Consider the following 24,871-nt stretch of genomic DNA (forward strand, 5'->3'; position numbering starts at 1 on the left):
GCGCAGTCCGATATCGAAAGCCGGCGTCAGGTCGGCTTTATTCATAACGAGGAGGCTACCGTGGAACTCAATCAACTCCGGTGTTTTATTGCCGTTGCCGACGAACTCCATTTCGGCCACGCGGCGCAAAAGCTGGATATGCTGCCGTCGGCACTGGGTCGCTACGTTAAGCTATTGGAAGAAGAGCTGGGCATCCGGCTTTTGACGCGTTCGACCCGCAACGTTTCCCTGACGCCCCACGGGCGGTTGTTTCTTGATGAAGTCAGAAGCATCGTCAGCGGGACCGACAGCCTGGTACAGCATTTTCAGAAGCTAGGCCGCCAGCAGGGAGGCCGGCTTCGCATCGGCACCATAGACAGCACGGCAGTAAGCCTGATCCCTCCAATTCTGCACGCGTTTCGCAGCGCTCATCCGGACGTCGACATCCAAATCGTAGAAGATAAAACATCAAGGCTACTGCCCAAGCTTCAGTCCGGGCATCTGGATCTTGCCTTCATTCGCCCGGCGGAGCGCCAGAACGAAGGGTTGGAGAGCCGCTTTCTGTTTTATGAAGACATCGTGTTGGCCATCTCCGACCGGCATCCGCTGGCGCGGCTTGACGAAGTTCGCGTTGAGGATCTGGCAGACATTCCGCTTATCGTGCCGCAGCGCAGGGTGCGCCCCCACAGCCACGACCTTACGCTAAACCTGTTCCAAAACGCGAGGCTCAAGCCGCTTCTGATACAAATCGGCGACGAAAAGCAGACCATTATAAACATGGTGGCGGCTGAGATAGGCGGCGCCGTGATGCCCCGCTGGGTAACCCGGATGTCCCTGCCTAACGTCAGCTTTGTCCCTCTGGCGAAGGAGTATGAGCACGTGCGGAAAATGCTGCCCGTCGCCGCCGTCTGGGTGAAGGGGATACGCGATGAAGCGCGGGACAACATGATGTCCATCGTTAGCCGAGAGCTGGAGAAAGTTTCAGCGCGATGCTAGAAGATAGAGAACGGCTAAGCCTTCCGGCCGGGCGAACTGCACCCGGCCGAAATAGCCTCAGCGAGACAGCACCGCCGACAGCGCAGACACCCTGTTCACTAGGCGGCCAATTTTATCAATTTCTACCTCGATGACGTCCCCTTCCTGCATAAACAGAGGCGGGTTGCGCTTTTTACCTACGCCGCCGGGCGAGCCGGTAATAATCACATCGCCGGCCACCAGCGGGCTAAAACGAGAAATGTACTCCACCAGGCAAGCAATAGAGTTAACCATATTGCCCGTTGAGTCGTTTTGAACCTGATTGCCGTTCAAAAACGTTTTGATGGTGAGATCCTGCGGATCGGTGATTTCGTCGCTGGTCACCAGCCACGGCCCGAACGCGCCGGTTTTTCGCCAGTTTTTACCTGAAGTAAACCAGGTAAACTGCATATCGCGCACCGAGCCGTCCATGAAGCAGCTGTAGCCCGCGATGTGTTCCAGCGCGTTTTCACGGGAGACGTTATCCGTATCTTTTCCAATAACGACGGCCAGCTCGCCCTCATAGTCAAACTCATTGCTTTCATCGGGCTTACAGAGCGCTCCGTCGTGAGCGGCAAGTGAATCGGGAAAGCGAATAAACAGCGTCGGCGCGTTGATGGTTTGCTCAAACTCAACGCGCTTTTCCATATAGTTCATGCCCGCGCAAAAGATCTTCTTCGGGTTTTCTATTACGGGTAAAAACTGAATGTCCTCCAGGTTAAAGTCAGCCTGTTCCAGCTTCATTTCTTTGAGTTCTTCTAAAATCCGCCCTGCAATGGCCGACTTAAGATCGGGAAAATAGGCGCTGTAGCGTTTTCCTAAATCATAAACCTGATTACCCTCAACCCGCCCCCAGGTTTTATTTCCCGTCGTCGGATTAATAAAGCTCAATAGCTTCATATTCGTGCCTCGTATAGCCTGTTTGTTAAAAATCTGACTCGTTAATTCATTATGTTTCTACAGTCAATTACCCGCGCACGTACTTGCACACAGCTGCGCATAAATAAGGCGTCGTCATTTTCTTTGAAGAAATAGTTAGCATCAATGTAAATGATTATTTATTTAAATTATTTAATTTGGTTAATTTTCAACATACCCGACACGCCGCTACGTTTGATAATGCCGACGTGCCGGACAGCGCCTCGGGTTTACTTGCTCAGCTCGGGAGAAAGAGACGCCCTCTTCTCCTGCCTTCTGCGGTTAAAATCAACCAGCAGGGTCAGCAGCGCAGATATCACCAGCATTCCGGCAACGCAGTAAAGCGCAGCGGAAAAATCCCCGGTCGTCTCCTTTAGCCAGCCGATAATGGTCGGTCCGGCAAACCCGCCCAGGTTGCCGATAGCGTTGATGGCAGCAAGCCCCGCAGCTGCCGCTGGCCCTGAGAGGAAGAGGGAGGGGATGCTCCAAAGCGGCGGCTTGCATGAAGAAATGCCGATATTCGCCATCACCAGCGCCACAATCGCGACCGGCAAGATCTGAGCCGAGCCCGTCAGGACAAATCCGGCACAGGCCAGCAGGCAGGCGCAAACCACGTGCCAGGTGCGCTCTTTGGTTTTATCCGAATGCCTTGCCCACAGGATCATGGAGATAGCCGCCAGCGCCGAAGGAATGGCGTTAACAAAGCCAATCTGTAGCGTCGTCAGCCCGAAGGACTTGATGAACTGGGGCGACCAGATGTTAAGAGAATAAAGCCCGGCCGAGGTGCCGAAATAAACCACGGCAAGCGTAAGCACGCGAATGTCCGTCAGTCCCTTCCAAACGCTGGTTTTTACCGCCGTTGCCTGATTTTGCTTTTCCGCCGCCAGAGTACCAATCAGCCACTGGGTTTCCTGCTCCGTCAGCCAGCGGTTTTTCTCCGGGCGGTCGTTCACGTAGAAGAGCGTAAACACGCCCATAACGCCGGCGGCAATGGTGCACAGTAAAAACATCAGTTGCCACCCTCGAAGCCCCAGCGCGCCGTCCATGCTGAGAATCGCCCCGGCCAGCGGAGAGCCCAGCATCGCCGACAGCGGCGCCGCCGCCATAAACAGCGCAATCACCTGCGCCCTGCGCTTAACGGGGAACCAGGTGCTCAAATAGAGGATAATGCCTGAGAAAGAGCCCGCTTCCGCAACGCCCAGCAGGAAACGCACAACGTAAAACCCGGTCGCCGTCTCTACATACATCATGCAAGCGGTAATAACGGACCAGCTGATAAGGATCCTCGCCAGCCAAATGCGCGGCCCGACCTTTTGCAAAATAATGTTGGAAGGAACGTCCGAAATAAAGTAGCCGAGAAAAAACAGCCCTGCCCCTAATCCAAAGACCGCGTCTGAAAAGCCGAGATCCTGATTCATGGTCAGCGCCGCAAAGCCAATGTTGATGCGATCGAAGAAGCCGATGAAATAAACCAGCATGACGTAGGGGACGATTCGCCACGTAATTTTCTTCAGCGTTATTTGTTCCATAGAGTTATTCATAGTCATTTCCCGGTGTGGTTGAGAACGCCTTAGTCGCTTTGTTTTTGCCTGTTACGAATAAGATTCAAAACACTGCTCACGGAAAATATGCGCCGCCGCGCCGGGATAATCATCCCATCGGAATTATATAAAAAATTAGAATTATCTATTTAATTAAATATAAGTACGGTAAATACTGAAGAAAAAATACTATCGCAATGAAATACATTGAATTAATTTGTCTACAAAAACGACTTCCTTACCCTTTTTCTCGTCTTTACGGGCCATAATTATCGTTAATAATTGTGATAAAAATCAACATTTGACAAATTTAATACGATAGCCGCCATTAATACTTTTTTTGATAGCGCAATAGAATGAATTTTAACAGGTTAATAATTATAAAAGGCCGAAAGCGGTTAGAGGATTTAAATAACGACCGCGCCCCGGGCAAAGCCCGAGGCGCAGCGTTGAGTAGTAAAATGACGAGAAGCTTAAAGCGAAAGCGCCTTTCTTTTTATCCCACGACGGTAGAGCCTTCCTCCACCTTTGGCGCCGCGCTGACGAGCGGGGCTTCCGTTTCGTTTAAATCGTTGCGCAGATAAACGCCTAACAGAAAGCCCATAATCGACAGCGCCAGAACGTAATAGGCCGGCGCCATCGGCGTGAGCTTCATAATGTAGGTCACGCATACCGGCGTAAGCCCGCCGAAGATAGCGTAAGAAACGTTATAAGAGAAAGAGAGCCCGGAGAAGCGAACCACCGCAGGGAAGGCCCGCACCATCACGAACGGCACCGCCCCAACGACGCCCACGCACAGCCCGGCGATGCCATAGGTGATAAACAGCAGGTCGACGTTGGTCGCCGAGTGGTAGAACACCCAGCTTGCCACCGCCAGCATCAGGCTGCCGCCGATAAAGGTTTTACTGGCGCCGAAGCGGTCCGCCGCCAGCCCTGAGAGCACGCAGCCCACGCACAGCGCGATAATCGCTACGCTGTTAGCCTTCAGAGCGATAACGCGATCGATGCCGAACTGCGTTTGCAGGTAGTTGGGCGTCATCAGAATCACAACCACGATCCCCGCCGACAGCAGCCAGGTCAGCAGCATGGATACTACTACCGCACGCGGATAGTTCATTACGACCGACTTCAGCGGCAGCTCGGCAGCCAGCGCTTTGCGCTGCTGCATTTCAACGAATACCGGCGTCTCTTTCAGCCAGCGGCGCAGATACATGGCCACCAGGCCAAAAATGCCGCCCATGAAGAACGGAATGCGCCAGCCGTATTGATGGATGGTTTCGATGCTCATTGACGAGTTAATCAGCGTGGCGATAAAAGAGCCCAGCAAAATGCCGATCGTAAGCCCAGCGGTCAAAACGCCGCAGGCGATGCCAATGCGCCGATTCGGCACGTGCTCCGCGACGAACACCCACGCGCCCGGCACCTCCCCGCCGATGGCGGCGCCCTGCAGGATGCGCATCAACAGCAGCAGCAGGGGCGCGGCAATGCCGATGGTTTCATAGGTCGGCAGCATGCCCATCGCCAGCGTTGGCAGCGCCATCAGAAGAATGCTCAAGGAAAACATCCGCTTGCGGCCAACCAAATCGCCAAAGTGCGCCATGATGATACCGCCTAGAGGGCGAGCCAGATAGCCAGCGGCAAAGATGCCGTAGGTCTGCATCAGCACCAGCCACTGCGGCATCTCGCTGGGAAAGAACAGCTGGCCGATAACCACGGCGAAGAAGACGAAAATGATGAAGTCGTAAAACTCCAGCGCCCCCCCCAGGGCGGCCAGCGTTAACGTCTTGTAATCCTGCTTGTTCAGAGGGCGATTTTTTTGCTGAATCATAAAAAACCATCTATTGCCATAGGGTGAATAAAAATAATATGAAAATTCATGTAAAATATTTTTTACTATATCGTAATCATAACAATACACCAGCAAAGAACGCAGCTATTTTGTAAAAACGTGAAGAAACCGAGTTAATATTTTGATGAGAAAAGAAAAATAGGTTTTCAGAGAAAAAAAAGCCCAACTGCGGGCTACGCAATCGGGCTTATTTAAAGAGAAGCGCTATGTTATTTAGCGCGAATGGCGCTCTTGGGGCGGAAGGCAGCAACGACGTCGGTATGAGTTTCCACGTAGGGGCCGTCCAGCAGCTGAATGCAGTAAGGAATGCTGGCGAAAATGCCCGATACCAGCACCTTCCCGCTTTCGTCCTTAACGCCTTCCAGCGTCTCTTTTATCGACTTCGGCTGCCCCGGCAGGTTAACGATCAGCGCCTGCTTGCGAATAACGCCGACCTGACGCGAAAGGATCGCCGTCGGCACATAGTGCAGGCTAATCTGACGCATCTGTTCGCCAAACCCCGGCATCAGGCGATCGGCCACCGCCAGCGTCGCGTCCGGCGTAACGTCGCGCCGCGCCGGGCCGGTTCCGCCGGTAGTCAACACCAGGTGACAGCCTCGCTCGTCCACCAGCTCGCAGAGCGCCTCTTCAATCATGGCCTGCTCATCGGGAATAAGGCGGCTTAGGGTTTCAAACTCGCTGCTGACGGCGGCCTGTAGCCACGACTCCAGCGCGGGGATCCCCTGATCCTGATAAATGCCGTTGGAAGCGCGGTCAGACACTGAAACCAGACCGATGCGTAGTTTATTCATAGTTACCTCTGTTGCTCGCTGAACCCTGTTGCTAAACCCTATTTATATGGCGCGTATCATACGCTGATTGTGGCGGTTTTTGCAGTGTTGAGCGGTGAAGGGCGTGATGAGGGGCGAAAAAATACCGGTCAAAAGACCGGTACAGCAATGTAACTGCGAGAAAATGGGATAAATAAAGCAGCCGTGCAATACAGCAATCACCGTCATTGGAATCGCTATCCCTCAAACGGATGACATGGTGCCCTAATGGCCTCCCGCTTTGAGGTAAATATCAACAATCGACGAAGGAATATCATCGGATATTTTCTCAACCCCAAAAACATCCGACTGAAAACCTGCCATATACATGATGACAAACGGCGTTCCAGGCTTCTTCTCGGTGAGATAATTTTGCGATTCAGACGAGACGCTATAAGTTTTATTTTTATCAGAAGGCATTAACAACCCCGCGCCCTTAATGATAACGGTACATTCGGGAAACGACTCCTCTCTGAGCTGCTCTTTTTCCGGCACAATGACAGGCATAAAGTTGGGCTGACGGTTTGCCGACTCAACCATCGCAAGGTAACTGCTATCGCTTTGCTTTTGGATATAAAGATCGGTCTGCCCCTCTATTTTATAACTCCCCTGAAGTTCCGGACAGGCATGAGCAAAAACTGACACCATCAGTAGGAATCCACCCAATATCGCTCTCGGTAGTCGCGTCATAAATTGTCCCTTTTATTAATGACCAGTCGGCAAATCAGAAGGCGTAGCCTCTAATCGTAAAAAAGACGCCCGCAGGCGTCTTCTTGTATTCGGCAGACCAAAGCCAGCACAGATTGTCGATTACATCAGCCCAACAATCATCTTCTCCAGCTTCTCCTGGTCGATAGCAAACTTGCGGATGCCGTCCGCCAGCTTTTCTACCGCCATCGGATCCTGGTTATGCTGCCAGTAGAACTCGGCTTCGGTAATCGCCTGAGGGCGCGCCTTGACTTCGCCCGCGTAGGACAGCTTGCGCTCAACTTCGCCTTGGCTTTCGGACAGCTCTTTAAGCAGCGCCGGTGCGATGGTCAGGCGGTCGCAGCCCGCCAGCTCAAGGATCTCGCCGGAGTTGCGGAAGCTTGCGCCCATCACGACGGTGCTGTAGCCGTGCTGCTTGTAGTATTCATAAATCGCGGCCACGGAAATTACGCCCGGATCTTCTGCCGGCGCGAACTCTTTCTTCTCGCCGTTGGCCTTGTACCAGTCGAGAATGCGGCCAACGAACGGAGAAATCAGGTAGACGCCCGCTTCGGCGCAGGCGCGCGCCTGAGCAAAGGAGAACAGCAGGGTCAGGTTACAGTTAATGCCCTCTTTTTCCAGCTGAGCGGCGGCGCGGATGCCCTGCCAGGTTGAAGCCAGCTTGATAAGAATGCGATCGTTAGTAATGCCCGCATCGTTGTAAAGCTTAATCAGGCGCTTGGCCTTAGCGATGCTAGCCTCGGTGTCGTAGGACAGGCGCGCGTCAACTTCCGTTGAAATACGGCCCGGGATAAGTTTGAGGATCTCAAGACCGATATTCACCGCCAGCTTGTCGGAGGCGTCGATAACCTGCTGCGCACGGTCGCTGCTTTGCCCCTTCGCCCAGGCGATTGCGTCGTCAATCAGCTTACGGTATTCCGGCAGCTGGGCCGCATTCAGAATCAGAGAAGGGTTGGTGGTGGCATCCTGCGGCTTGTACAGCTTCATTGCGGCGATATCGCCTGTGTCCGCTACTACCGTGGTGATTTTACGTAAAGAGGTAAGTTTATCAGTCATGATCGCTCTCGTATTAAGTCGGTGGGCCGTGGTTAATTATCACCGAATGATAATAACATGACTTATTTCGGGCGCAACGATGTCGCTTACGGCTTGCCAAACCAAAGCCTCTGCTAACCCACAGGCTTTGAATTAACTCACTGATAGTAAAAATAAAAAATCATTCACAATTCGGCCTCGCCAATTATCCTATTGAATCTATCGATTTTTTAACGATCGATTTCTGATAAAGTGGCGGATAATCGTATTCTCAGGAGCTGACAATGCTTATCGCTATCTCCCCTGCCAAAACGCTGGACTACACGAGCCCTCTGGTCACGGAGCGCTACACGCAACCCGAAATGCTGGACCAGTCTGAACGACTGATTAAACGCTGTCGTAAACTTACCCCTGCGCAGATCGCAAGCCTGATGGGGATAAGCGACAAGCTCTCCGGCCTTAACGCCGCCCGCTTTGCGGAATGGACGCCCGAATTTACACCAGAGAACGCCCGCCAGGCGCTGCTGGCGTTCAAAGGCGACGTCTATACCGGGCTGCACGTTGAAGACTTCAGCGAGCAGGACTTCGACTTCGCTCAAAGCCATCTGCGCATGCTCTCAGGCCTTTACGGCGTGCTGCGCCCGCTCGACCTGATGCAGGCCTATCGGCTGGAGATGGGAACCAAGCTTGAGAACGAGCGCGGTAAAGACCTCTACGCCTTCTGGGGCAAGCGCATTACTGATAAGCTTAATCAGGCGCTCGACGAACAGGGCGATCGCATATTCATCAATCTGGCCTCCGATGAATACTTTAAGGCGGTGCAGACCGACGCGCTAAATGCGACCCTCATTAAACCGGTGTTTCTCGATGAGAAAAACGGCAAGTACAAAATCATCAGCTTCTACGCCAAAAAGGCGCGGGGCCTGATGAGCCGCTTTATTATCAAAAATCGCCTTACGGATGCGCATCAGCTGATGGACTTTAATCTCGAGGGCTATCAGTTTGACGAAGGCGCCTCTTCCGGCAACGAGCTGGTGTTTAAGCGCCCAGAGCAGTACGCCTAAAAGCGTTTTCCAATAAGCCCTTCAAATGCAAAAGGCTCGCATTAAGCGGGCCTTTGAGATTGCAGACAAAGGTTTTAAAAAGCTAAACGGAGGGAGAGTCTTCCGTTGGGGTCGACTTGGCGCAAGCCAACGAAGCGCCCCTAGGAAGGCTATGCCCGACGCACTCCCATAGCTAATACAAGCGCTCTTCCGACCGGGCACATCGGTGATATCAGCACAATGTAATTACGGTCGGAATATCCACTGAAGCCAATTTAGAATATTTGCTAACACTCTAAAGCCCGCCGATTTCATGAACAAGCGGGCCCTTTGCTTAACAATGTCTTACTTCGGCAGCGCCATCAAAAAACCGCGCAGCGGAGAGAAATCCGCGGGCAGATAGTGAGACAGCAGCGGCAGCTCGGCTCTGTCCGCCAACGCTTTCGGCAGCGGCAGCTCGGTATCCAGAACCTCTTCAACCACTTCCTTAAACTTGGCCGGATGCGCCGTTCCCAAGAACAGGCCGTATTCGCCCTCTTTCAGGCTGTCACGCAGCGCACGATAGGCAATAGCGCCGTGCGGCTCGGAGGTATAGCCCTTCTTCGCCAGTTCACGCATCGTTTCGCGCGTAGTTTCATCACTGACCGCCTCATAGGCTAAAGCGCTTAACGGCCACTCTTTACGGCGGAACAGCTCTTCGATGCGCGGCCAGTTATTGGGCTGGCTGACGTCCATGGCGTTAGAAAGCGTCGCCACCGTCTTGTGCGGTTCCCACTTACCGCTGGAAAGATAGCGCGGCACCGTATCGTTGGCATTGGTCGCGGCGATAAAGCGCTTCACTGGCAGCCCCATCGACTTGGCCAGCAGACCCGCCGTCAGATCGCCGAAGTTGCCGCTGGGAACGGAGATCACCAGCTGATTGCGTTGATCTTGGCTAAGCTGCGCCGCGGCCTCAAAGTAATAACAAATCTGGGCCAGCAGGCGGCTGATGTTGATGGAGTTGGCGGAGTTCAGGCCCAGCGCCGCCTTCAGCTCTTCGTCGTCAAACGCCTGCTTCACCAGCGCCTGGCAGGCGTCGAAGTCGCCATCGATAGCGACGGTGTGGATATTATCGCCAAGCGTACAGAACAGCTTCTCCTGCAGCGGGCTGATTTTTCCGTTCGGGTACAGGATCACCACGCGAACGTTTTTCAGGCCGTAGAAGGCGTGAGCCACCGCTGCGCCGGTATCGCCCGACGTCGCGGTCAGAATGGTAACCGGCTTGTCGCCCGCGACCTCCGCCAGCATCTGCGCCATGATGCGCCCGCCGAAGTCTTTAAACGCCAGCGTCGGGCCATGGAACAGCTCCAGCGTGCCGACGTCCTCTTCAACGCTCACCACCGGAGCGGGGAACTGGAACGCCTTGGCTACGCGCTCGGCGACGGCCTTGGCCGCGATCTCATCGCCGATGTAGGCTGAAAGAATGCGGGCGCTGCGGCTAACGAGATCCATCTCCAGCAGCTCGTTGATTTCCGATGCGTCAAACGACGGCAGCTCCGCAGGGAAAAACAGCCCCTGCTGCTTTCCTAACCCCTGACGCACCGCTTGACCAAAGCTGACCTGTTCGTTGTGATCTTTTAAGTTATACAGTTTCATTGTGTTTGCTAATTTCCGTTAATTAGAGCCTATCTCAGTAGGCGTATATTGGCGCAGTCAGTTTGGGCGCGGACAGCGCGGAGAAACCGGAGCGTACACGTAGTACGTGAGGATTTCGAGCACTGCCCAAGCCAAAACTGGCAAGCAAAATAGCCTAATGGGATAGGCTCTTAATCCAGTCGGCGCGCGCCTGCGGTATCCAGACGACAAACGTGAACGAAGCCTTCTTCATTCTGCACATAGTTTTTCTCAAGCCAAACCTTAAGGCGCTGCGCCGTATCCAAGCGATCGGTGACGGTAAACAGCGTCGGGCCAGACCCGGAAATGCCGCACGCCAGTGCGCCGATGTCCTGAGCGGCCTTGCGCGCCTCGGCGAAGCCGGGCAACAGGCGGGTGCGGTAAGGTTCGGCGATAACGTCCTGCATAAGCTTGGCGGCCAGCAGCGGCTGCTGAGTGTGGCAGGCATGAATAAAGCCGGCCAGATAGCGTCCGTGACGAATGCAGTCCTGCCGCAGATACTGCGCCGGCAAAATGGCGCGCGCCTCGGCGGTAGACACTTTGATGCCCGGATAGGCCATCACCCAATACCATTCGTCAAAGCCCGGCACCGGCTGGCTGATAATGCCGTTTTCCTCCAGCATCAGCTGCATGCCGCCCAAATAGCAGGGCGCCACGTTGTCATAATGAACGCTGCCGGAAATTCTTCCCTCCAGCTCGCCCATCATCGCCAGCAGCGCCGTTTCATCAAACGGCCTGTCGCAGTATTCGTTCAGCGCCATCAGCCCCGCTACGACGGAGCAGGCGCTGGAGCCGAGGCCGGAGCCGATCGGCATGTTTTTCTCCAGCACCATCGCCACCGGCAGCTGGCGGCCGAGGCGTTCGCAAAACAGCTCCCAGCACTGATAAACGATGTTTTCTTTAGGTTCGCTGGGAAGCTTGCCGACGAAACGCCCCCTGTTGCTAAGGCTAAAACTTTCGGCGGCCTCAACGCTCACGCAGTCGCCTAAAAGCGTTCCGTCAACCGGCGATACCGCCGCGCCCAGTACGTCAAAACCGACGCTGACGTTGCCAATTGAGGCAGGCGCATAAATCTTAATCATGTCAAACTCCCAGTTTTCCCGACAGGGTACGCAGAAGGTCGGCGAATACGCCCGCCGCCGTTACGTCATTGCCTGCGCCATAGCCCCGCAGCACCAGCGGCAGAGGCTGATAGTAGCGGGTGTAAAACGCCAGCGCGTTTTCACCGTTTTTCACTTTAAACAGCGGATCGTTATCATCCACCGCGTCAATCTTCACCCGGCATTGGCCGTCTTCAATCATGCCGACGTAGCGCAGAACTTTACCCTCTTTGGCTGCGGCCTGTACGCGCTGGACGAACTCGGCGTCCAGCTGCGGCAGGCGCTGCATAAAGGTCGCGACGTCGCCGCTGGCGTCAAACGAGGCGGGCAGCACCGACTCTACGTCGATCTGGTCCAGCTCCAGCGTATAGCCAGCTTCGCGCGCCAGAATCAAAAGCTTGCGGGCGACGTCCATTCCAGAGAGGTCGTCACGCGGATCCGGCTCGGTGTAGCCCTTCTCCTTGGCCAGCTTGGTCGCGTCGGACAGGCTAAGCCCTTCGTCAAGCTTACCGAAGATAAACGACAGCGAGCCGGACAGGATACCGGAAAAACGCAACAGTTCATCGCCTGCGTTCAGCAGATTTTGCAGGTTTTCAATAACCGGCAGCCCCGCGCCGACGTTAGTATCGTACAGAAACTTGCGGTTGCCCGCACTGGCTGCCTGACGCAGCTGATGATAATAGTTCATCGAGCCGGTATTGGCCTTCTTGTTCGGCGTCACAACGTGGAAGCCGTCGGCCAGGAAGTCGGCATACTGTGAGGCCACCTCTTCGCTTGAGGTGCAGTCGACAATGACCGGATTGAGCAGATGATACTCCTTCACCAGGCGGATCAGTCGCCCGAGATTAAACGGCTCTTCTGCAGAGGCCAGCGCTTCACGCCAGTTTTCCAACGGGATGCCCAGCGTGCTGGTCACCATGCCGCGAGAGTTGGCGATGCCGCAAACGCGAAGGTCGATGTTTTTCTGCTTCAGCCACGGCTGCTGGCGCTGGATCTGATCCAGCAGCGCGCCGCCGACTCCGCCGACGCCAATGACGAAAACGTCCAGCACCTGGTTGGTTTCAAACAGCACCTGATGGCTGGCTCTGACCGCCGTGATCGCCGAGTCGTTGCTGACGACGGCGGAAATGGATCGCTCGGACGACCCTTGCGCAATGGCGACGATGTTGATATTCGCCCTGGCCAATGCGCTGAAAAAGCGTGCCGACATGCCGCGAAGCGTACGCATGTTGTCGCCGATAACCGAGATAATTGCCAGCCGCTCTACGACGTCCAGCGGATCCAGCAGGCCGTCTTTCAGCTCCAGATAGAACTCGTCTTCCAGCGCTCTTTGCGCATGCGCCAGCTCGCCCTGAGGAATACAGAAGCTGATGCTATATTCAGACGAAGACTGGGTGATCAGCACCACCGAAATGCCTGCGCGAGACATCACGGAAAACACGCGCGCCGCCATGCCGACCATGCCTTTCATTCCCGGGCCGGACACGTTTACCATCGCCATGTTGTTAAGGTTAGTAATGCCCTTGACCGGATAGCGGTCGTCGCCGCTTTCACGGCTAATCAGCGTCCCGGGGGCCTGAGGATTAGCGGTATTTTTTATCAGACAGGGAATTTGGAACTGGGCGATGGGAGCGATAGTGCGTGGGTGGAGGACTTTAGCGCCGAAATAGGATAGCTCCATCGCCTCCTGATAGGACATCGACTTAAGCAGCCTGGCGCTCGGTACCGATCTGGGATCACAGGTATAAACCCCGTCGACGTCGGTCCAGATCTCACAGCTGTCCGCGCGCAGGCAGGCGGCCAGCACCGCAGCGGAGTAGTCGGAACCGTTGCGTCCAAGCACGACAAGCTCGCCTTTCTCGTTACCCGCAGTAAAGCCGGCCATCAGGATGACGTGGTTTCCGGGGATCGCCATTTCCTTCAGGCGACGGCTGGACTCGGCGATATCGACGGTAGACTCCAGATAGTGGCCGTGCGCCAGCAGCATCGTCACCGGGTTGATAACCGTGACTTCATAGCCGCGAGCCTTAAATACGGCCTCCATGATGGCAATAGACAGCTTTTCACCGCGGCTAATGATCGAGGCGTTTACGCCGTCGGGACACTGGCCGAGTAGAGAGATACCGTGCAGCACGTGCTTTAGCTGAGCAAACTCCTGCTCGACCAAACGCTTGAGCTCGCCAGCCTCAAACCCAGGCTGGCTTTGCGCTAGGCCGCTCAGCAGTTCTGAAAAGATCTGTTCGGCGTCGCGCATGTTGGTGATGACGTCCTGACCGGCGACGGTTTTTTCAATCATCGCTACCAGGTGGTTGGTTATCTTTGCAGGAGCGGAAAGAACCGTAGCAACCTGGCCTTGACGCGCATTATTTTCGATGATGTCCGCTACGCGCATAAAGCGCTCGGAGTTTGCTACTGATGTACCGCCAAATTTCAGAACTCGCATTTTCGGCCTCTCCTGCCTGTTTAGTATTCGATTTTTTTACTGTGGCTTTTACCCTAGAAAAACCATTAAAAATCAGCCAAAAAAAAGCCCGCACTCGGTTCAACGGTGCGGGCTTTTTTAGATTCTCTTTACGCGTCAGCCCGCTCCGCTACCTGTGGTATCGGTTGTGGTGGTGGTAATAATAGCCAAGCTGATGCTGTACATAATATCGTTTATCTCTGTGATGTGTGCTTTAACTAGCGCCCTATATTGGTTAAAGCAAATGCTTACCAGAGTCAACTTTTTTTTCATTTTTCAACGAAAAAAGCCACTTATCTTAATGACTAGCGCGCTAAAATATCAATATATTACCGATAATAATCATACAATTAAGGATAAATACAATTATTTGTCCATAAAATTATCTTCATTTCAAATGATTACTAATTTATTTAACCAGTTAAATACGTTTTATTAGCATTATTTACTAGTTGGCTGCTGACAGGATTCAGTATCACTATGTTATTTAAATAATTATATTCCACTTTGCGGAAAATGTGGCTTATCGATTATGTGGCAAAAATGATAATGATATGTTAAAATAAAATCATTCTATAAACAAGAATGCAATAAACGGCTAACGGTACAAAAAGTACCAATTTCGCTATGAAAAACAGGGCTTATGTAGGAAAATCATGGCCCCAAAGCGAATGACACACGTTTTGAAATGAGAATAAAATGTGAGAAAAAGGTCAAAAAATAGCGATTCATATGCGCAAAATTTGTAGATTTTTCTCACAAATCGGCTAATGTGCTATAACTATTATTGACATATATCAACAAGCCCCAATTTTGTTGATTGGTAAAAGAGAGACTCCTGTTATATTACGCCGCATAAAACGGCTGCAGGCGATCGGTTTTAACAAATCACGGGTGTGTCAGGTAGTTACTTTTAGCCGAACCAGAGATTGTTGAAATTTGAAATATACCCTAAATAATTCAAGTTGAATGAAGGCGGCTTGAAGTATGACGGGAATAGCATTGGAGGGACTCGTCCCTTACTGTGTGCAGTGGTCTGGGTTAACGATCGCTATCGTACCCTGACGTTAATTCAGATCGCTGTAATATTACAATTTGATTTTGTTGGCAAACTTAGGTAACAGACATGCAAACCCCGCATATCCTGATCGTTGAAGACGAATTAGTAACTCGTAACACGTTAAAAAGCATTTTCGAGGCGGAAGGATACGTTGTCTTTGAAGCCAATGATGGTGCAGAAATGCATCGGATTTTGTCCGACCATAACATCAACCTGGTTATCATGGATATCAACCTACCCGGTAAAAACGGCCTGCTGTTAGCGAGGGAATTACGCGAACAGGCGGCGGTCGCCCTTATGTTCCTGACCGGCAGAGATAACGAAGTCGATAAGATCCTTGGTCTGGAAATTGGCGCTGACGACTATATCACTAAACCGTTTAACCCACGTGAACTGACCATCCGCGCAAGAAACCTGCTTTCTCGCACCATGAACCTTGGCGCGACCGGAAGCGAAGAGCGCCGGCAGGTAGAAAATTACCGCTTCAACGGTTGGACGCTGGACATCAACAGCCGTTCGCTGATTAATCCGGAAGGCGAGATGTTCAAGCTGCCGCGCAGCGAATTCCGTGCCATGCTGCACTTCTGCGAGAATCCGGGCAAAATCCAGTCTCGCGAAGAGCTGCTGAAGAAAATGACCGGCCGTGAGCTCAAGCCGCACGACCGTACGGTTGACGTAACCATTCGCCGCATCCGTAAGCATTTCGAATCCACGCCGGATACGCCGGAAATCATCGCGACGATCCACGGCGAAGGCTACCGTTTCTGCGGCGATCTGGAAGAATAAGCCGATTCGGCCATTGCCAACAAACGCTAAGAGCCTCCGCATTCGGAGGCTTTTTTATTTATCTCGAATGGCCTACTTCTCGCCCTGCGCCCAAGGGATGATCGGCACCGTGCTTAGCGCATTCTTCGGCGAACCGTCCACCAGCTTGTCGGAGTAAACCAGATAAACCAGCGTGTTGCGCTTATCGTCGTAGAAGCGTACGACCTGCATGGACTTAAATACGATAGACGTGCGCTTTTTAAACACCGTCTCGCCGTCAGCCTTGCGGCTTTTTATCTTATCGCTGAGCGCAATAGGACCAACCTGAATGCAGGAAAGCGCGCCGTCGGCGGTGTCCTCCGCAAGCCCAAGCCCTCCCTTGATGCCGCCAGTTTTCGCTCGGCTTAGATAGCAGGTTACGTTTGCAACGTCAGGATCGTCGAACGCTTCTATAACAATCTTATGATCCGGCCCTATCAATTTGAACACGGTGTCCACTGAGCCGATTTGCTCAGCGCTGGCGTAGCCAACGTAGGATAAAGCAAGCAGGCCCACGGCCAGAATCCCTTTCCTCATACGTTTCTCCGATAGATATGATGGTTGACGTTATTAGGAAAAATTATTTTCCAGATTTGAATAAAATCCTAAGCATCAGTATAGCAACACCTTGTTTCATGCCGGGTATTGCGTCAGCATCGCTAACTTGGTAAAAAGTGCTATTCCATATCGGCAACTGTGTCATTACCTAAATAGTTTCGGGAATAGCGACCTTCCCCCAAGCCGATCTGTCACTCTGTAGAACATGCTCTATATTATGAGGAAGTCTTTTTATGGAACAAGCCAGTATTATCCGCGATCTTTTGGACTGGCTGGAAAGTCATCTGGATCAACCTCTTGCACTGGATAACGTTGCAGCAAAGTCAGGTTACTCCAAATGGCACCTACAGAGAATGTTTAAAGACGTAACGGGTCAGGCCATCGGCGCCTACATCCGCGCCCGCCGCCTTTCAAAAGCGGCCGTAGCCCTTCGCCTGACGTCTCGCCCTATTCTGGACGTTGCCTTACAGTATCGCTTTGATTCCCAGCAGACGTTTACTCGCGCGTTCAAAAAGCAGTTTTCTCAAACGCCGGCATTCTATCGCCGTTCGGATACCTGGAGCGCCGTCGGCATTTGCCCGCCAATCAAGCTTTCGGGCAACAACCTGGTGCCGGTCGAATACGTCACTCAGCCGGAAAGGCGCCTGATCGGCATGACGCAGAGCTATACCTGTACGCTTGAAGACTTGATGAAATCCAGAGCGGAAATTCGCACTCAGTTCTGGAAACACTATTTGGGCGATCGACTGGTAGAAATTCCTCCCGTGCTTTACGGGCTGCACCATACTCAACCAAGCCAGGAAAAAGACGACGAGCAGGAGGTGTTCTACACGACCGCGCTTGAAGAACAGCACCTGCCGCCGAACGTTGAGGGCGAGCCGGTTATCATTCCTGAAGGAGAATACGCGCTGTTTCGCTACAACGGCGCGCCGGACGGCTTACAGCAGTTCATTCTCTCTCTTTACGGCACCTGCCTGCCGCTTTTGAAGCTAACCCGCCGCAAAGGGGCCGATATTGAGATCTTCTACCCTAAAAACTTGCGAGTCGTCGACAGAGAACCACCTTCAGTGATTACCGCTGCCTATATGATTCCGATCCAGCGCTAGCGCTGGATCTCATCAAGGCTATCTTCTACGAGGTGTTGGGTATCGCCGGCGAACTCGACTACCCACCCCGGCGCCAGCCACGGGCTGTTTTGGCTTTCCACCAGCGACAGCGAGCAGTTGCGCAGGCGCAGGCGCCGTTCGGCATAGGGCGGCAATCCAATCACGCAGCCAAGCAGGCTTCCTAGCGCGATACCGTGGCTGACCAGCAGCGGGCGGCTCCCCTGAGGTAGGCGGATACACTCATCCAGTGCGGACTTCATGCGTTCAGTAAGCTCGGTGAGAGATTCGCCCTGCGGGATTCGGCCAAGCGGATTTCCGTTCAGGATTTGCAGGCGATGCTGCTCCTCTTCGGCCGTCAGACTATCCACAAAGCGCTGCTCGAGGATCCCCATATTTAATTCACGAAGACGGGCGTCAAAAACCGGCTCAACGTTACAGAATTCGGCAATCAGGTTCGCCGTCTGTCGCGTGCGCCCGAGATCGCTTGCGATAATGTGCGTGATCCCTAAATGCTTCAGCCGCTTACCCGCCTGACGCGCCTGACGCACGCCCTGCGACGTAAGTGGGCTGTCGGTCTGGCCTTGAATTCTGCGAGCAACGTTCCATTCTGTCTCGCCATGTCGAATTAAGTATACCTGTGTCATGCCTCTTATCCGTTATACTGTGAAAATTGTCTTCTTACCGCTTCAAAAGTAATGAGTATGTACCACGTTATTGCAGCTACCACCAATCCAGCAAAAATTAATGCGATAGGCCTGGCCTTTACCGAACTGTTCGGCCCCGACAGCTATAGGCTTGAAAGCGTCGAGGTCGACAGCGGCGTGCCAAATCAGCCTATCGGCGACAAAGAGACGCGCACCGGAGCGCGCCACCGCGTGATGTCCGCCCGTCAGGTTCGCCCCGAAGCCGACTTTTGGATCGGCATTGAAGCCGGCATTGATGATGATATGACATTTGCCTGGATTGTCATCGAAAATAAGCTTTGCCGAGGCGAGGCCCGTTCAGCCAGCCTGAAGCTGCCGCCGATAGTGCTAAAAAGCCTGCAGGAAGGTAAAGAGCTGGGCGATGAAATGTCGCGGCTAAGCGGTATCGAAAACATTGGCCAACAGGGCGGAGCCATCGGCCTGTTCACCGGCGGAAAGCTGTCTCGCACCAGCGTTTATCACCAGGCGCTGCTGCTGGCCTTCGTTCCCTTCCATAATGATATCTATCAGGTATCGCTTGAGTAATGTGAAAAAACCGTCCGCACAGCGGACGGCCTGTCTCTTCGCTTTTATCTAACGGCCGGGAAGCAGCGTCTCTTCCAACCAGGCGCGAAACTCCGGCGCGGCGATTTTAAGGCTGTTCGAACCTCGAGTAATCGTTGCGATCCCCGCACCCAGCTCGCTTTTCAGCTCCCGTTGACTCATTTCGCCACGCATCAGCTCTTCTATAATCCTGACGCGCGTGCCCAGCGCTTCGCGTTCATCCGGCGTTAACAGCAACGTCAGCAAATCCTGCTGGTTACCCTTGGCAAACGACTTTTCCAACAGGTCGACGAACCCTTGCCATTCCTGCTGGCGCTGTGCCTGTGACATATTATGAACCTCTGCTAGTGAACCACATTGCTAGTACAATAGCATAAATGAGACTGAAAGACAGATTTTTACTCTTCCTTCATTGTCAGTACGCCCTGCTCCATTCTGCGTCGGTCATCACTATGCCCGGCTGGCTCATAAAGCTGCGATAAAACAGATCGTAGGCCAGCACGTTTTTAACGTAGCCCCGCGTTTCATTAAACGGAATGCTCTCTACAAAAGCCACAGCGTTAAGGCGGCCAGCGCTGTTATTAAGCCAGGCGCTAACCCGATTTGGCCCCGCGTTATAGGCCGCGGCCGCCAGTATGCGGTTCTGGCCGAACGTCTGGTAGGTATGCTCCAAGTAGGTGGTGCCCAATTGAATGTTGGTTTGCGGATCGAACAGCTGACTCACGTTACTGTAGGTGCTTATATCGTTCTGCTTCGCCGTATGCTTCGCGGTCGCGGGCATCAGCTGCATCAACCCACGAGCGCCTACCGGAGACTGCGCCTGAGGATTCCACGCGCTTTCCTGACGGGCAATCGCCATAGCGAAAGAAACGGATATGTCTTTATCGTTGGTTGAAGCCTTAAACAGCGTCGGATAGGCCAGCGGGAAGCGCTCCTGTAAGTGATCCCACAGCTTGGCGACGATGGTGGCCTGAACGCTCAGGTCAGCCCAGCCCTGATCGTAGGCATATCGGGCCAGCGCCTCCTGATCGGGCTTCGGCAGGCTTGAGATCAGATTGCTCCACTCGCTGCGGGCAAGGTTATCCATCCCCCAGTACATCAGCTCCCTCACACGGTTGACCTCTGGCCGCTGCGTTAGCGCCTTCGTCGGCTTCACTGCCGTTTCCAGCTTCACAACGTAGGGAACGCCAAGACGCTGCGCCGCCACCATGGGGTAAAAGCCGCGCTGGGTCATCAGATCGCGCAAAATAGCTTCGCCTTCGCTGCGCTTACCGCGCTCTATAAGCGCATCGGCACGCCAATAGCGCCATTCATCCTTCGCCGCGGTATCCGCCGACAGGCGATTAACCCACAGCGAGACGCCCTTTTTATCGCCTTCGCTAAGCGCAAGGCGAATGCGCCGCTCAATGAGATCCATGTCCTGACTGCGAGAAATGACGCCATCGCGCCAAACCGCCTGCTGAGCGCTGGCGGAGGTATTTATCAGCCGACCGGCGACGATCTCCTCTAACGCCTGTTTGCTCATCTTTTGCCGCTGGGCGATTTGCGGGATCATCGCCTGCGCCTTGTCGACGTCTTTCCGCGCCGCTCTGGCAAACGCCAGGCGCGTTTCCTCTCGGGTGAAATCAGTCGGGCCAAAATTACGGGCAAACGCGTCCACCGTCATGGGATCTTTTTGCAGTTTGTTGAGCCCTTCCGCTATCGATTTATAGCTGGCGGGGAGTTTTTTCGTCAATGCGCTTACCAGAGACGTATTATTTTCCCTGCTGGCCAGCCGAATGCGCTCCAGAACGCTTTCCGGCGTTTGCAGGCCCGCACTGCGCCAGGCGTCAAACAGCCCCTCACAGGAAGAAGGCAGCGATTTTCCACTTAGCCAGATAGCGCCAGCCTCTTTATACGCCTCTTGCTTAGCGCCGGTGGCCCACTTCGCATAGTAAAAGTTACAGCGAGCCGCGGTGGAGGTCGGCGCCTCCGTGACAAACTGCACGATGCCCTGCCAGTCCTGCCGACGCGCAAGCTCGTTAATAAAGTTGGTTTTCAGATTACGAGAAAGAGGCAGCGTCGGATAGCGCGTAATAAAGCCATTGGCCTGTTTAATCTCAAGCGCCGACAGATCCTGTGTCAGCTGGCGATACTCTAAATAGGGATAGAGCGGATATTCTCTGAGCGTAGGCAGCAGCCGGGCGACTTCATCCATCTGTTGTCCGTCCCAGGCGCTTTTAACCTGCTGATATCGCTCCCGCTGGGCGCTCAGCGAGTCCGCCCATGCGCTCTGCAGCGCCATCGCGGCCACCAGACCTACCGCTACGGAGCCATTTTTCATCAGTTTTTGCCAACTGTCCCTCATTACTACCCTCTCTTTCTTAACCGTTAAACGCGAATCAGTTAGGTCGTGCGTAAACGTATATAGTATAGGCTATCGCATACTCCATGTTTCGCTTTATCTGACGCAGGTTAGAGCGCTTTTTTATCATAGCGTTCAATGCGAAAGGCACTTTTACATTCGCTGCGGTTCCTCTTCTTCTAAGGTGTACCATAAGTTCGCGGATAAAATAGACTTCCCACCGGGAAGCGCTACAATAGGCGGCAATTCTGTACACCACTATTTTATTGGATACCAATAAGGCTATGGCACAATACGTCTATACCATGCACCGCGTTGGGAAGGTTGTTCCGCCCAAGCGGCATATACTAAAAAACATCTCCTTAAGCTTCTTCCCCGGCGCGAAAATCGGCGTACTCGGCCTTAACGGCGCGGGTAAATCTACGCTGCTGCGCATTATGGCCGGAATCGATACTGACATTGAAGGCGAAGCGCGTCCGCAGCCCGGCATCAAGGTCGGCTATCTGCCGCAAGAGCCGAAGCTTAATCCAGAGCAAACCGTACGCGAGGCGGTTGAAGAAGCGGTCAGCGAAGTGAAAAACGCCCTGACCCGTCTGGACGAAATTTACGCCGCCTACGCCGAGCCGGACGCCGACTTTGACAAGCTGGCCAAGCAGCAGGCCGAGATGGAAGCCATCATTCAGTCGCACGACGGCCACAACCTGGACAACCAGCTGGAGCGCGCCGCCGACGCGCTGCGCCTGCCGCAGTGGGATGCCACTATCGAACACCTTTCCGGCGGTGAGCGCCGCCGCGTCGCACTGTGCCGCCTGCTGCTGGAAAAGCCGGACATGCTGCTGCTCGACGAACCGACTAATCACCTTGACGCCGAATCCGTCGCTTGGCTGGAGCGATTCCTGCACGACTACGAAGGCACCGTGGTCGCTATTACCCACGACCGCTACTTCCTCGACAACGTCGCCGGCTGGATCCTGGAGCTGGACCGCGGCGAAGGCATTCCGTGGGAAGGCAACTACTCTTCCTGGCTCGAGCAAAAAGACCAGCGTCTTGCGCAGGAAGCTTCAGCTGAAGCCGCCCGCCGTAAGTCTATCGAGAAAGAATTGGAATGGGTCCGCCAAGGCGCTAAAGGCCGTCAGGCCAAGGGCAAGGCCCGCCTTGCCCGCTTTGAAGAACTTAACAGCGTCGAGTATCAAAAGCGTAACGAAACCAGCGAACTGTTTATTCCACCCGGACCTCGCTTAGGCGACAAGGTGCTGGAAGTGCAGAACCTGACTAAGTCCTACGGCGACCGGGTGCTTATCGACAACCTGTCGTTCTCTATTCCCAAAGGCGCTATCGTCGGGATCATCGGCCCCAACGGCGCGGGTAAATCCACGCTGTTTCGCATGATTAACGGCGCCGAACAGCCGGATTCCGGCACCATCACGCTTGGCGATACGGTAAAAATCGCCTCCGTGGACCAGTTCCGCGACGCGATGAACGACAAGAAAACGGTATGGGAAGAGGTTTCCGGCGGTTTGGACATCATGAAGATCGGTAACTTCGAACTTCCAAGCCGGGCCTACGTGGGGCGTTTCAACTTCAAGGGCACCGATCAGGGCAAGCGCGTCGGCGAGCTGTCCGGCGGTGAGCGCGGACGTCTGCACCTGGCCAAGCTGCTGCAAGTGGGCGGCAACATGCTGCTGCTCGACGAACCGACCAACGACCTTGACGTAGAAACGCTGCGCGCGCTGGAAAATGCCCTGCTGGAGTTCCCCGGCTGCGCAATGGTTATCTCGCACGACCGCTGGTTCCTTGACCGCATCGCGACCCACATTCTGGACTACGGCGATGAAGGCAAAGTGGAGTTCTTTGAAGGTAACTTTACCGAATACGAAGAGTGGAAGAAGCGCACTCTGGGCGCTGACGCCCTTGAACCTCACCGCATCAAGTACAAAAGAATGACAAAATAAGAGAAGCCCGCCGCATTTCTTTATTATGCCCCTGCCCGTCAGGGGCATTTTTTCTCCGGCTGTGCCACAATATGACAACAGTTTCCCCACGCCAAGGGCCGTTTATGCCGATAAACATTCTGCTTTTAGGCGCAACCGGACTTATCGGTAGCCATCTGCTGAAAATACTCACCGCCTCTGAAAACGTCGCGAACGTCTATGCGCCGACGCGCCGCCCTCTGCCCAGTACGGACAAGAAGGTCATAAATCCTTGCGGCAGCGATCTCAAAGCGCTTCTCGATGCGCTAGAGGCCCCGGTAAACGTCGCCTTCTGCTGTCTGGGTACTACCCAGAAAACGGCCGGCAGCAGAGCGGCATTTCGTCACGCCGACGTTACGTTACCGGTATATGGCGGCGCTACGGCGCTCAGATTGGGCGCGACTCACTATCTGGTCGTGAGCGCGCTGGGCGCTAACGCTAACTCATGGTTTTTCTACAACCGCACCAAAGGGGAAATGGAACAGCAGCTAATAGCTCAAGACTGGCCCCATTTAACCCTCGCTCGCCCCTCCATGCTGCTTGGCGAGCGCAAAGAACCAAGAACGACCGAGCTGCTGGCCGCTCCGCTGTTTCACTACTTTCCGGGCAAGTGGAAGTCCATTCCGGCAGGCGACGTCGCTAAAGCGCTTTGGCTTCAGGCACGTTCTTCATCGCCGGATGCCCTGACGATAATCGAATCGGACGCCCTGCGGGCCATCGCCGAACGCTGACGCAAAGCCTCGCTCAATAGGTTTCAGCGGGTTATCGAATGCGCGGCCACCAGAGGATGGCTCAAAATCATCTCTATCAGGCGTTCCAGCGCGGAGGTATTGAGCTTACGTTCCGGATACACCAAATACAGCTCGTTGCTTTGCGCCTGCCAGTCTTCCAAAACGGGAACCAGCGTTCCCTGCTCTATCGCTTCTGTCGCTAAAAAGGACGGCAGCAGCGCGATTCCTCCGCCGGAAATAGCGCACTGGCGCGCGTACAGCAGGTTGTCCGTCACGTGGCGAGAGGAGGCCGACCAAAGAAAAACCGACTTTCCTTTTCTCAGCGTACACTCTGACCACGCCCGATGCGTGATGCATCGATGCCGCTCCAACTCTGACGGATGCGCAATCTCCGCCTCGGTCGACAGGTAGCCGGGAGAAGCAACCAGACGGCGGGGATAGTTCCCTAAGAATCGCCCAATCAGGTTCGAGTCTTTCGGCTTTCCGGTTCTGATACCGATATCAAACCCGGCGGCAACCAGATCGGTCACGACATCAGAGACGTAAACCTCAACGGAGACCTCGGGATAGCGAGCTTGAAAATCCACCACGATTGGCGCCAGCAGCGTGACGGCCAACCCGGCCGGCGCAGTGATCCGCACGCGCCCGCTCACGGACGACTTCAGCTCCTCGACGGCCCGTTCGGCCCGTTCTGCAGCCTGCAGCATTTCACGACAGTGGATTAAATAGCGCTCCCCGGCAAACGTCAGGCTAAGCTGCCGAGTCGTCCTCATCAACAGGCGCAGCCCCAGCTGTTGTTCCAGATGGCTAATACGCTGGCTCACGCTGGACTTGGGCAGCCCCACGCGCTTGGCTGCTACCGTAAAACTTCCCGCCTCTACAACAACGGTAAACAGCGCCATATCCTGTAGTTGTTTAAACACAATTGTTCTCATTTAATG

At 54.1% G+C, this 24,871-nt stretch carries 21 protein-coding genes and 1 other annotated feature; of the genes, 7 read left to right on the forward strand and 14 right to left on the reverse strand.

Annotation, left to right across the window (positions count from 1 at the left end; genetic code table 11):
* The first annotated feature begins 60 nt into the window (after positions 1 to 60).
* A complete protein-coding gene (locus G544_RS0111515; protein WP_027274750.1) occupies positions 61 to 975 on the forward strand; it encodes a LysR family transcriptional regulator in 915 nt (304 codons plus the stop codon).
* 57 nt (positions 976 to 1,032) lie between these two features.
* On the opposite strand, the gene G544_RS0111520 is transcribed toward G544_RS0111515, so the two are convergent.
* The 6 genes from G544_RS0111520 to tal all read right to left on the reverse strand — a co-directional run bounded on the left by G544_RS0111520 (position 1,033) and on the right by tal (position 7,874).
* Complete coding sequence (locus tag G544_RS0111520) at positions 1,033 to 1,893, reverse strand: fumarylacetoacetate hydrolase family protein (RefSeq protein ID WP_027274751.1); 861 nt, start codon at positions 1,891 to 1,893, stop codon at positions 1,033 to 1,035.
* Positions 1,894 to 2,141: 248 nt separating this feature from the next.
* Positions 2,142 to 3,452, reverse strand: a complete 1,311-nt coding sequence (locus G544_RS0111525; RefSeq protein WP_027274752.1) for an MFS transporter — start codon at positions 3,450 to 3,452, stop codon at positions 2,142 to 2,144.
* Positions 3,453 to 3,948: 496 nt separating this feature from the next.
* A complete protein-coding gene (locus G544_RS0111530) occupies positions 3,949 to 5,280 on the reverse strand; it encodes an MFS transporter (RefSeq protein ID WP_027274753.1) in 1,332 nt (443 codons plus the stop codon).
* Positions 5,281 to 5,510: 230 nt separating this feature from the next.
* Positions 5,511 to 6,092 (reverse strand): molybdopterin adenylyltransferase, encoded by a 582-nt coding sequence (gene mog, locus G544_RS0111535; protein WP_027274754.1) that lies wholly within the window; start codon positions 6,090 to 6,092, stop codon positions 5,511 to 5,513.
* A 243-nt stretch (positions 6,093 to 6,335) separates the two neighbouring features.
* Positions 6,336 to 6,800, reverse strand: a complete 465-nt coding sequence (locus G544_RS0111540) for a hypothetical protein (protein ID WP_027274755.1) — start codon at positions 6,798 to 6,800, stop codon at positions 6,336 to 6,338.
* 120 nt (positions 6,801 to 6,920) lie between these two features.
* Entirely contained in the window at positions 6,921 to 7,874 is a 954-nt protein-coding gene (tal, locus tag G544_RS0111545; RefSeq protein WP_027274756.1) for a transaldolase, read from the reverse strand.
* Between the two features lie 263 nt (positions 7,875 to 8,137).
* Here tal and yaaA point away from each other — a divergent pair, with 263 nt between their 5' ends.
* Complete coding sequence (yaaA, locus tag G544_RS0111550; RefSeq protein ID WP_027274757.1) at positions 8,138 to 8,917, forward strand: peroxide stress protein YaaA; 780 nt, start codon at positions 8,138 to 8,140, stop codon at positions 8,915 to 8,917.
* Between the two features lie 324 nt (positions 8,918 to 9,241).
* On the opposite strand, the gene thrC is transcribed toward yaaA, so the two are convergent.
* The 3 genes from thrC to thrA form a co-directional block, all read right to left on the reverse strand.
* Positions 9,242 to 10,531, reverse strand: a complete 1,290-nt coding sequence (gene thrC, locus G544_RS0111555) for a threonine synthase (protein WP_027274758.1) — start codon at positions 10,529 to 10,531, stop codon at positions 9,242 to 9,244.
* Between the two features lie 170 nt (positions 10,532 to 10,701).
* Positions 10,702 to 11,631, reverse strand: coding sequence for a homoserine kinase (gene thrB, locus G544_RS0111560; RefSeq protein WP_027274759.1), 930 nt, complete (start codon positions 11,629 to 11,631; stop codon positions 10,702 to 10,704).
* A 1-nt stretch (position 11,632) separates the two neighbouring features.
* Positions 11,633 to 14,092: a bifunctional aspartate kinase/homoserine dehydrogenase I gene (gene thrA, locus G544_RS0111565; RefSeq protein ID WP_027274760.1), complete on the reverse strand. Its 2,460-nt coding sequence runs from the start codon at positions 14,090 to 14,092 to the stop codon at positions 11,633 to 11,635.
* A gap of 77 nt (positions 14,093 to 14,169) precedes the next feature.
* Positions 14,170 to 14,289, reverse strand: a sequence feature (Thr leader region).
* Positions 14,290 to 15,236: 947 nt separating this feature from the next.
* Here thrA and arcA point away from each other — a divergent pair.
* Complete coding sequence (arcA, locus tag G544_RS0111575) at positions 15,237 to 15,956, forward strand: two-component system response regulator ArcA (RefSeq protein ID WP_027274762.1); 720 nt, start codon at positions 15,237 to 15,239, stop codon at positions 15,954 to 15,956.
* Positions 15,957 to 16,028: 72 nt separating this feature from the next.
* On the opposite strand, the gene creA is transcribed toward arcA, so the two are convergent.
* The gene (gene creA, locus G544_RS0111580; RefSeq protein WP_027274763.1) at positions 16,029 to 16,511 is read right to left on the reverse strand and encodes a protein CreA; all 483 of its coding nucleotides are present in this window, start codon (positions 16,509 to 16,511) and stop codon (positions 16,029 to 16,031) included.
* Positions 16,512 to 16,765: 254 nt separating this feature from the next.
* Between creA and robA the strand changes: the two genes are divergently transcribed.
* On the forward strand, positions 16,766 to 17,638 hold the full coding sequence (gene robA, locus G544_RS0111585; protein WP_027274764.1) for an MDR efflux pump AcrAB transcriptional activator RobA: 873 nt from the start codon (positions 16,766 to 16,768) through the stop codon (positions 17,636 to 17,638).
* Here the strand turns inward: robA and gpmB are convergent.
* Positions 17,635 to 18,282 (reverse strand): 2,3-diphosphoglycerate-dependent phosphoglycerate mutase GpmB, encoded by a 648-nt coding sequence (gene gpmB, locus G544_RS0111590; RefSeq protein WP_027274765.1) that lies wholly within the window; start codon positions 18,280 to 18,282, stop codon positions 17,635 to 17,637. The two genes, robA and gpmB, sit on opposite strands and share 4 nt — an antisense overlap.
* A gap of 57 nt (positions 18,283 to 18,339) precedes the next feature.
* On the opposite strand from gpmB, the gene yjjX reads away from it, so the two are divergent.
* Positions 18,340 to 18,867 carry an inosine/xanthosine triphosphatase gene (yjjX, locus tag G544_RS0111595; protein WP_027274766.1) on the forward strand — a complete coding sequence of 176 codons (528 nt, stop codon included), beginning with the start codon at positions 18,340 to 18,342 and terminating at the stop codon, positions 18,865 to 18,867.
* Positions 18,868 to 18,915: 48 nt separating this feature from the next.
* Here the strand turns inward: yjjX and trpR are convergent, their stop codons facing one another.
* Both trpR and sltY read right to left on the reverse strand, forming a co-directional pair.
* Positions 18,916 to 19,215, reverse strand: coding sequence for a trp operon repressor (trpR, locus tag G544_RS0111600; protein WP_027274767.1), 300 nt, complete (start codon positions 19,213 to 19,215; stop codon positions 18,916 to 18,918).
* 85 nt (positions 19,216 to 19,300) lie between these two features.
* Positions 19,301 to 21,232: a murein transglycosylase gene (gene sltY / locus G544_RS0111605; protein WP_428829222.1), complete on the reverse strand. Its 1,932-nt coding sequence runs from the start codon at positions 21,230 to 21,232 to the stop codon at positions 19,301 to 19,303.
* 281 nt (positions 21,233 to 21,513) lie between these two features.
* On the opposite strand from sltY, the gene ettA reads away from it, so the two are divergent.
* Positions 21,514 to 23,181 (forward strand): energy-dependent translational throttle protein EttA, encoded by a 1,668-nt coding sequence (gene ettA / locus G544_RS0111610; protein ID WP_027274769.1) that lies wholly within the window; start codon positions 21,514 to 21,516, stop codon positions 23,179 to 23,181.
* 104 nt (positions 23,182 to 23,285) lie between these two features.
* Entirely contained in the window at positions 23,286 to 23,930 is a 645-nt protein-coding gene (locus G544_RS0111615) for a Rossmann-fold NAD(P)-binding domain-containing protein (RefSeq protein ID WP_027274770.1), read from the forward strand.
* 23 nt (positions 23,931 to 23,953) lie between these two features.
* Here the strand turns inward: G544_RS0111615 and G544_RS0111620 are convergent, their stop codons facing one another.
* The gene (locus tag G544_RS0111620; RefSeq protein WP_027274771.1) at positions 23,954 to 24,853 is read right to left on the reverse strand and encodes a LysR family transcriptional regulator; all 900 of its coding nucleotides are present in this window, start codon (positions 24,851 to 24,853) and stop codon (positions 23,954 to 23,956) included.
* Positions 24,854 to 24,871: the final 18 nt, after the last annotated feature.

The sequence above is a fragment of the Leminorella grimontii ATCC 33999 = DSM 5078 genome (assembly GCF_000439085.1).
Lineage (GTDB): Bacteria > Pseudomonadota > Gammaproteobacteria > Enterobacterales > Enterobacteriaceae > Leminorella > Leminorella grimontii.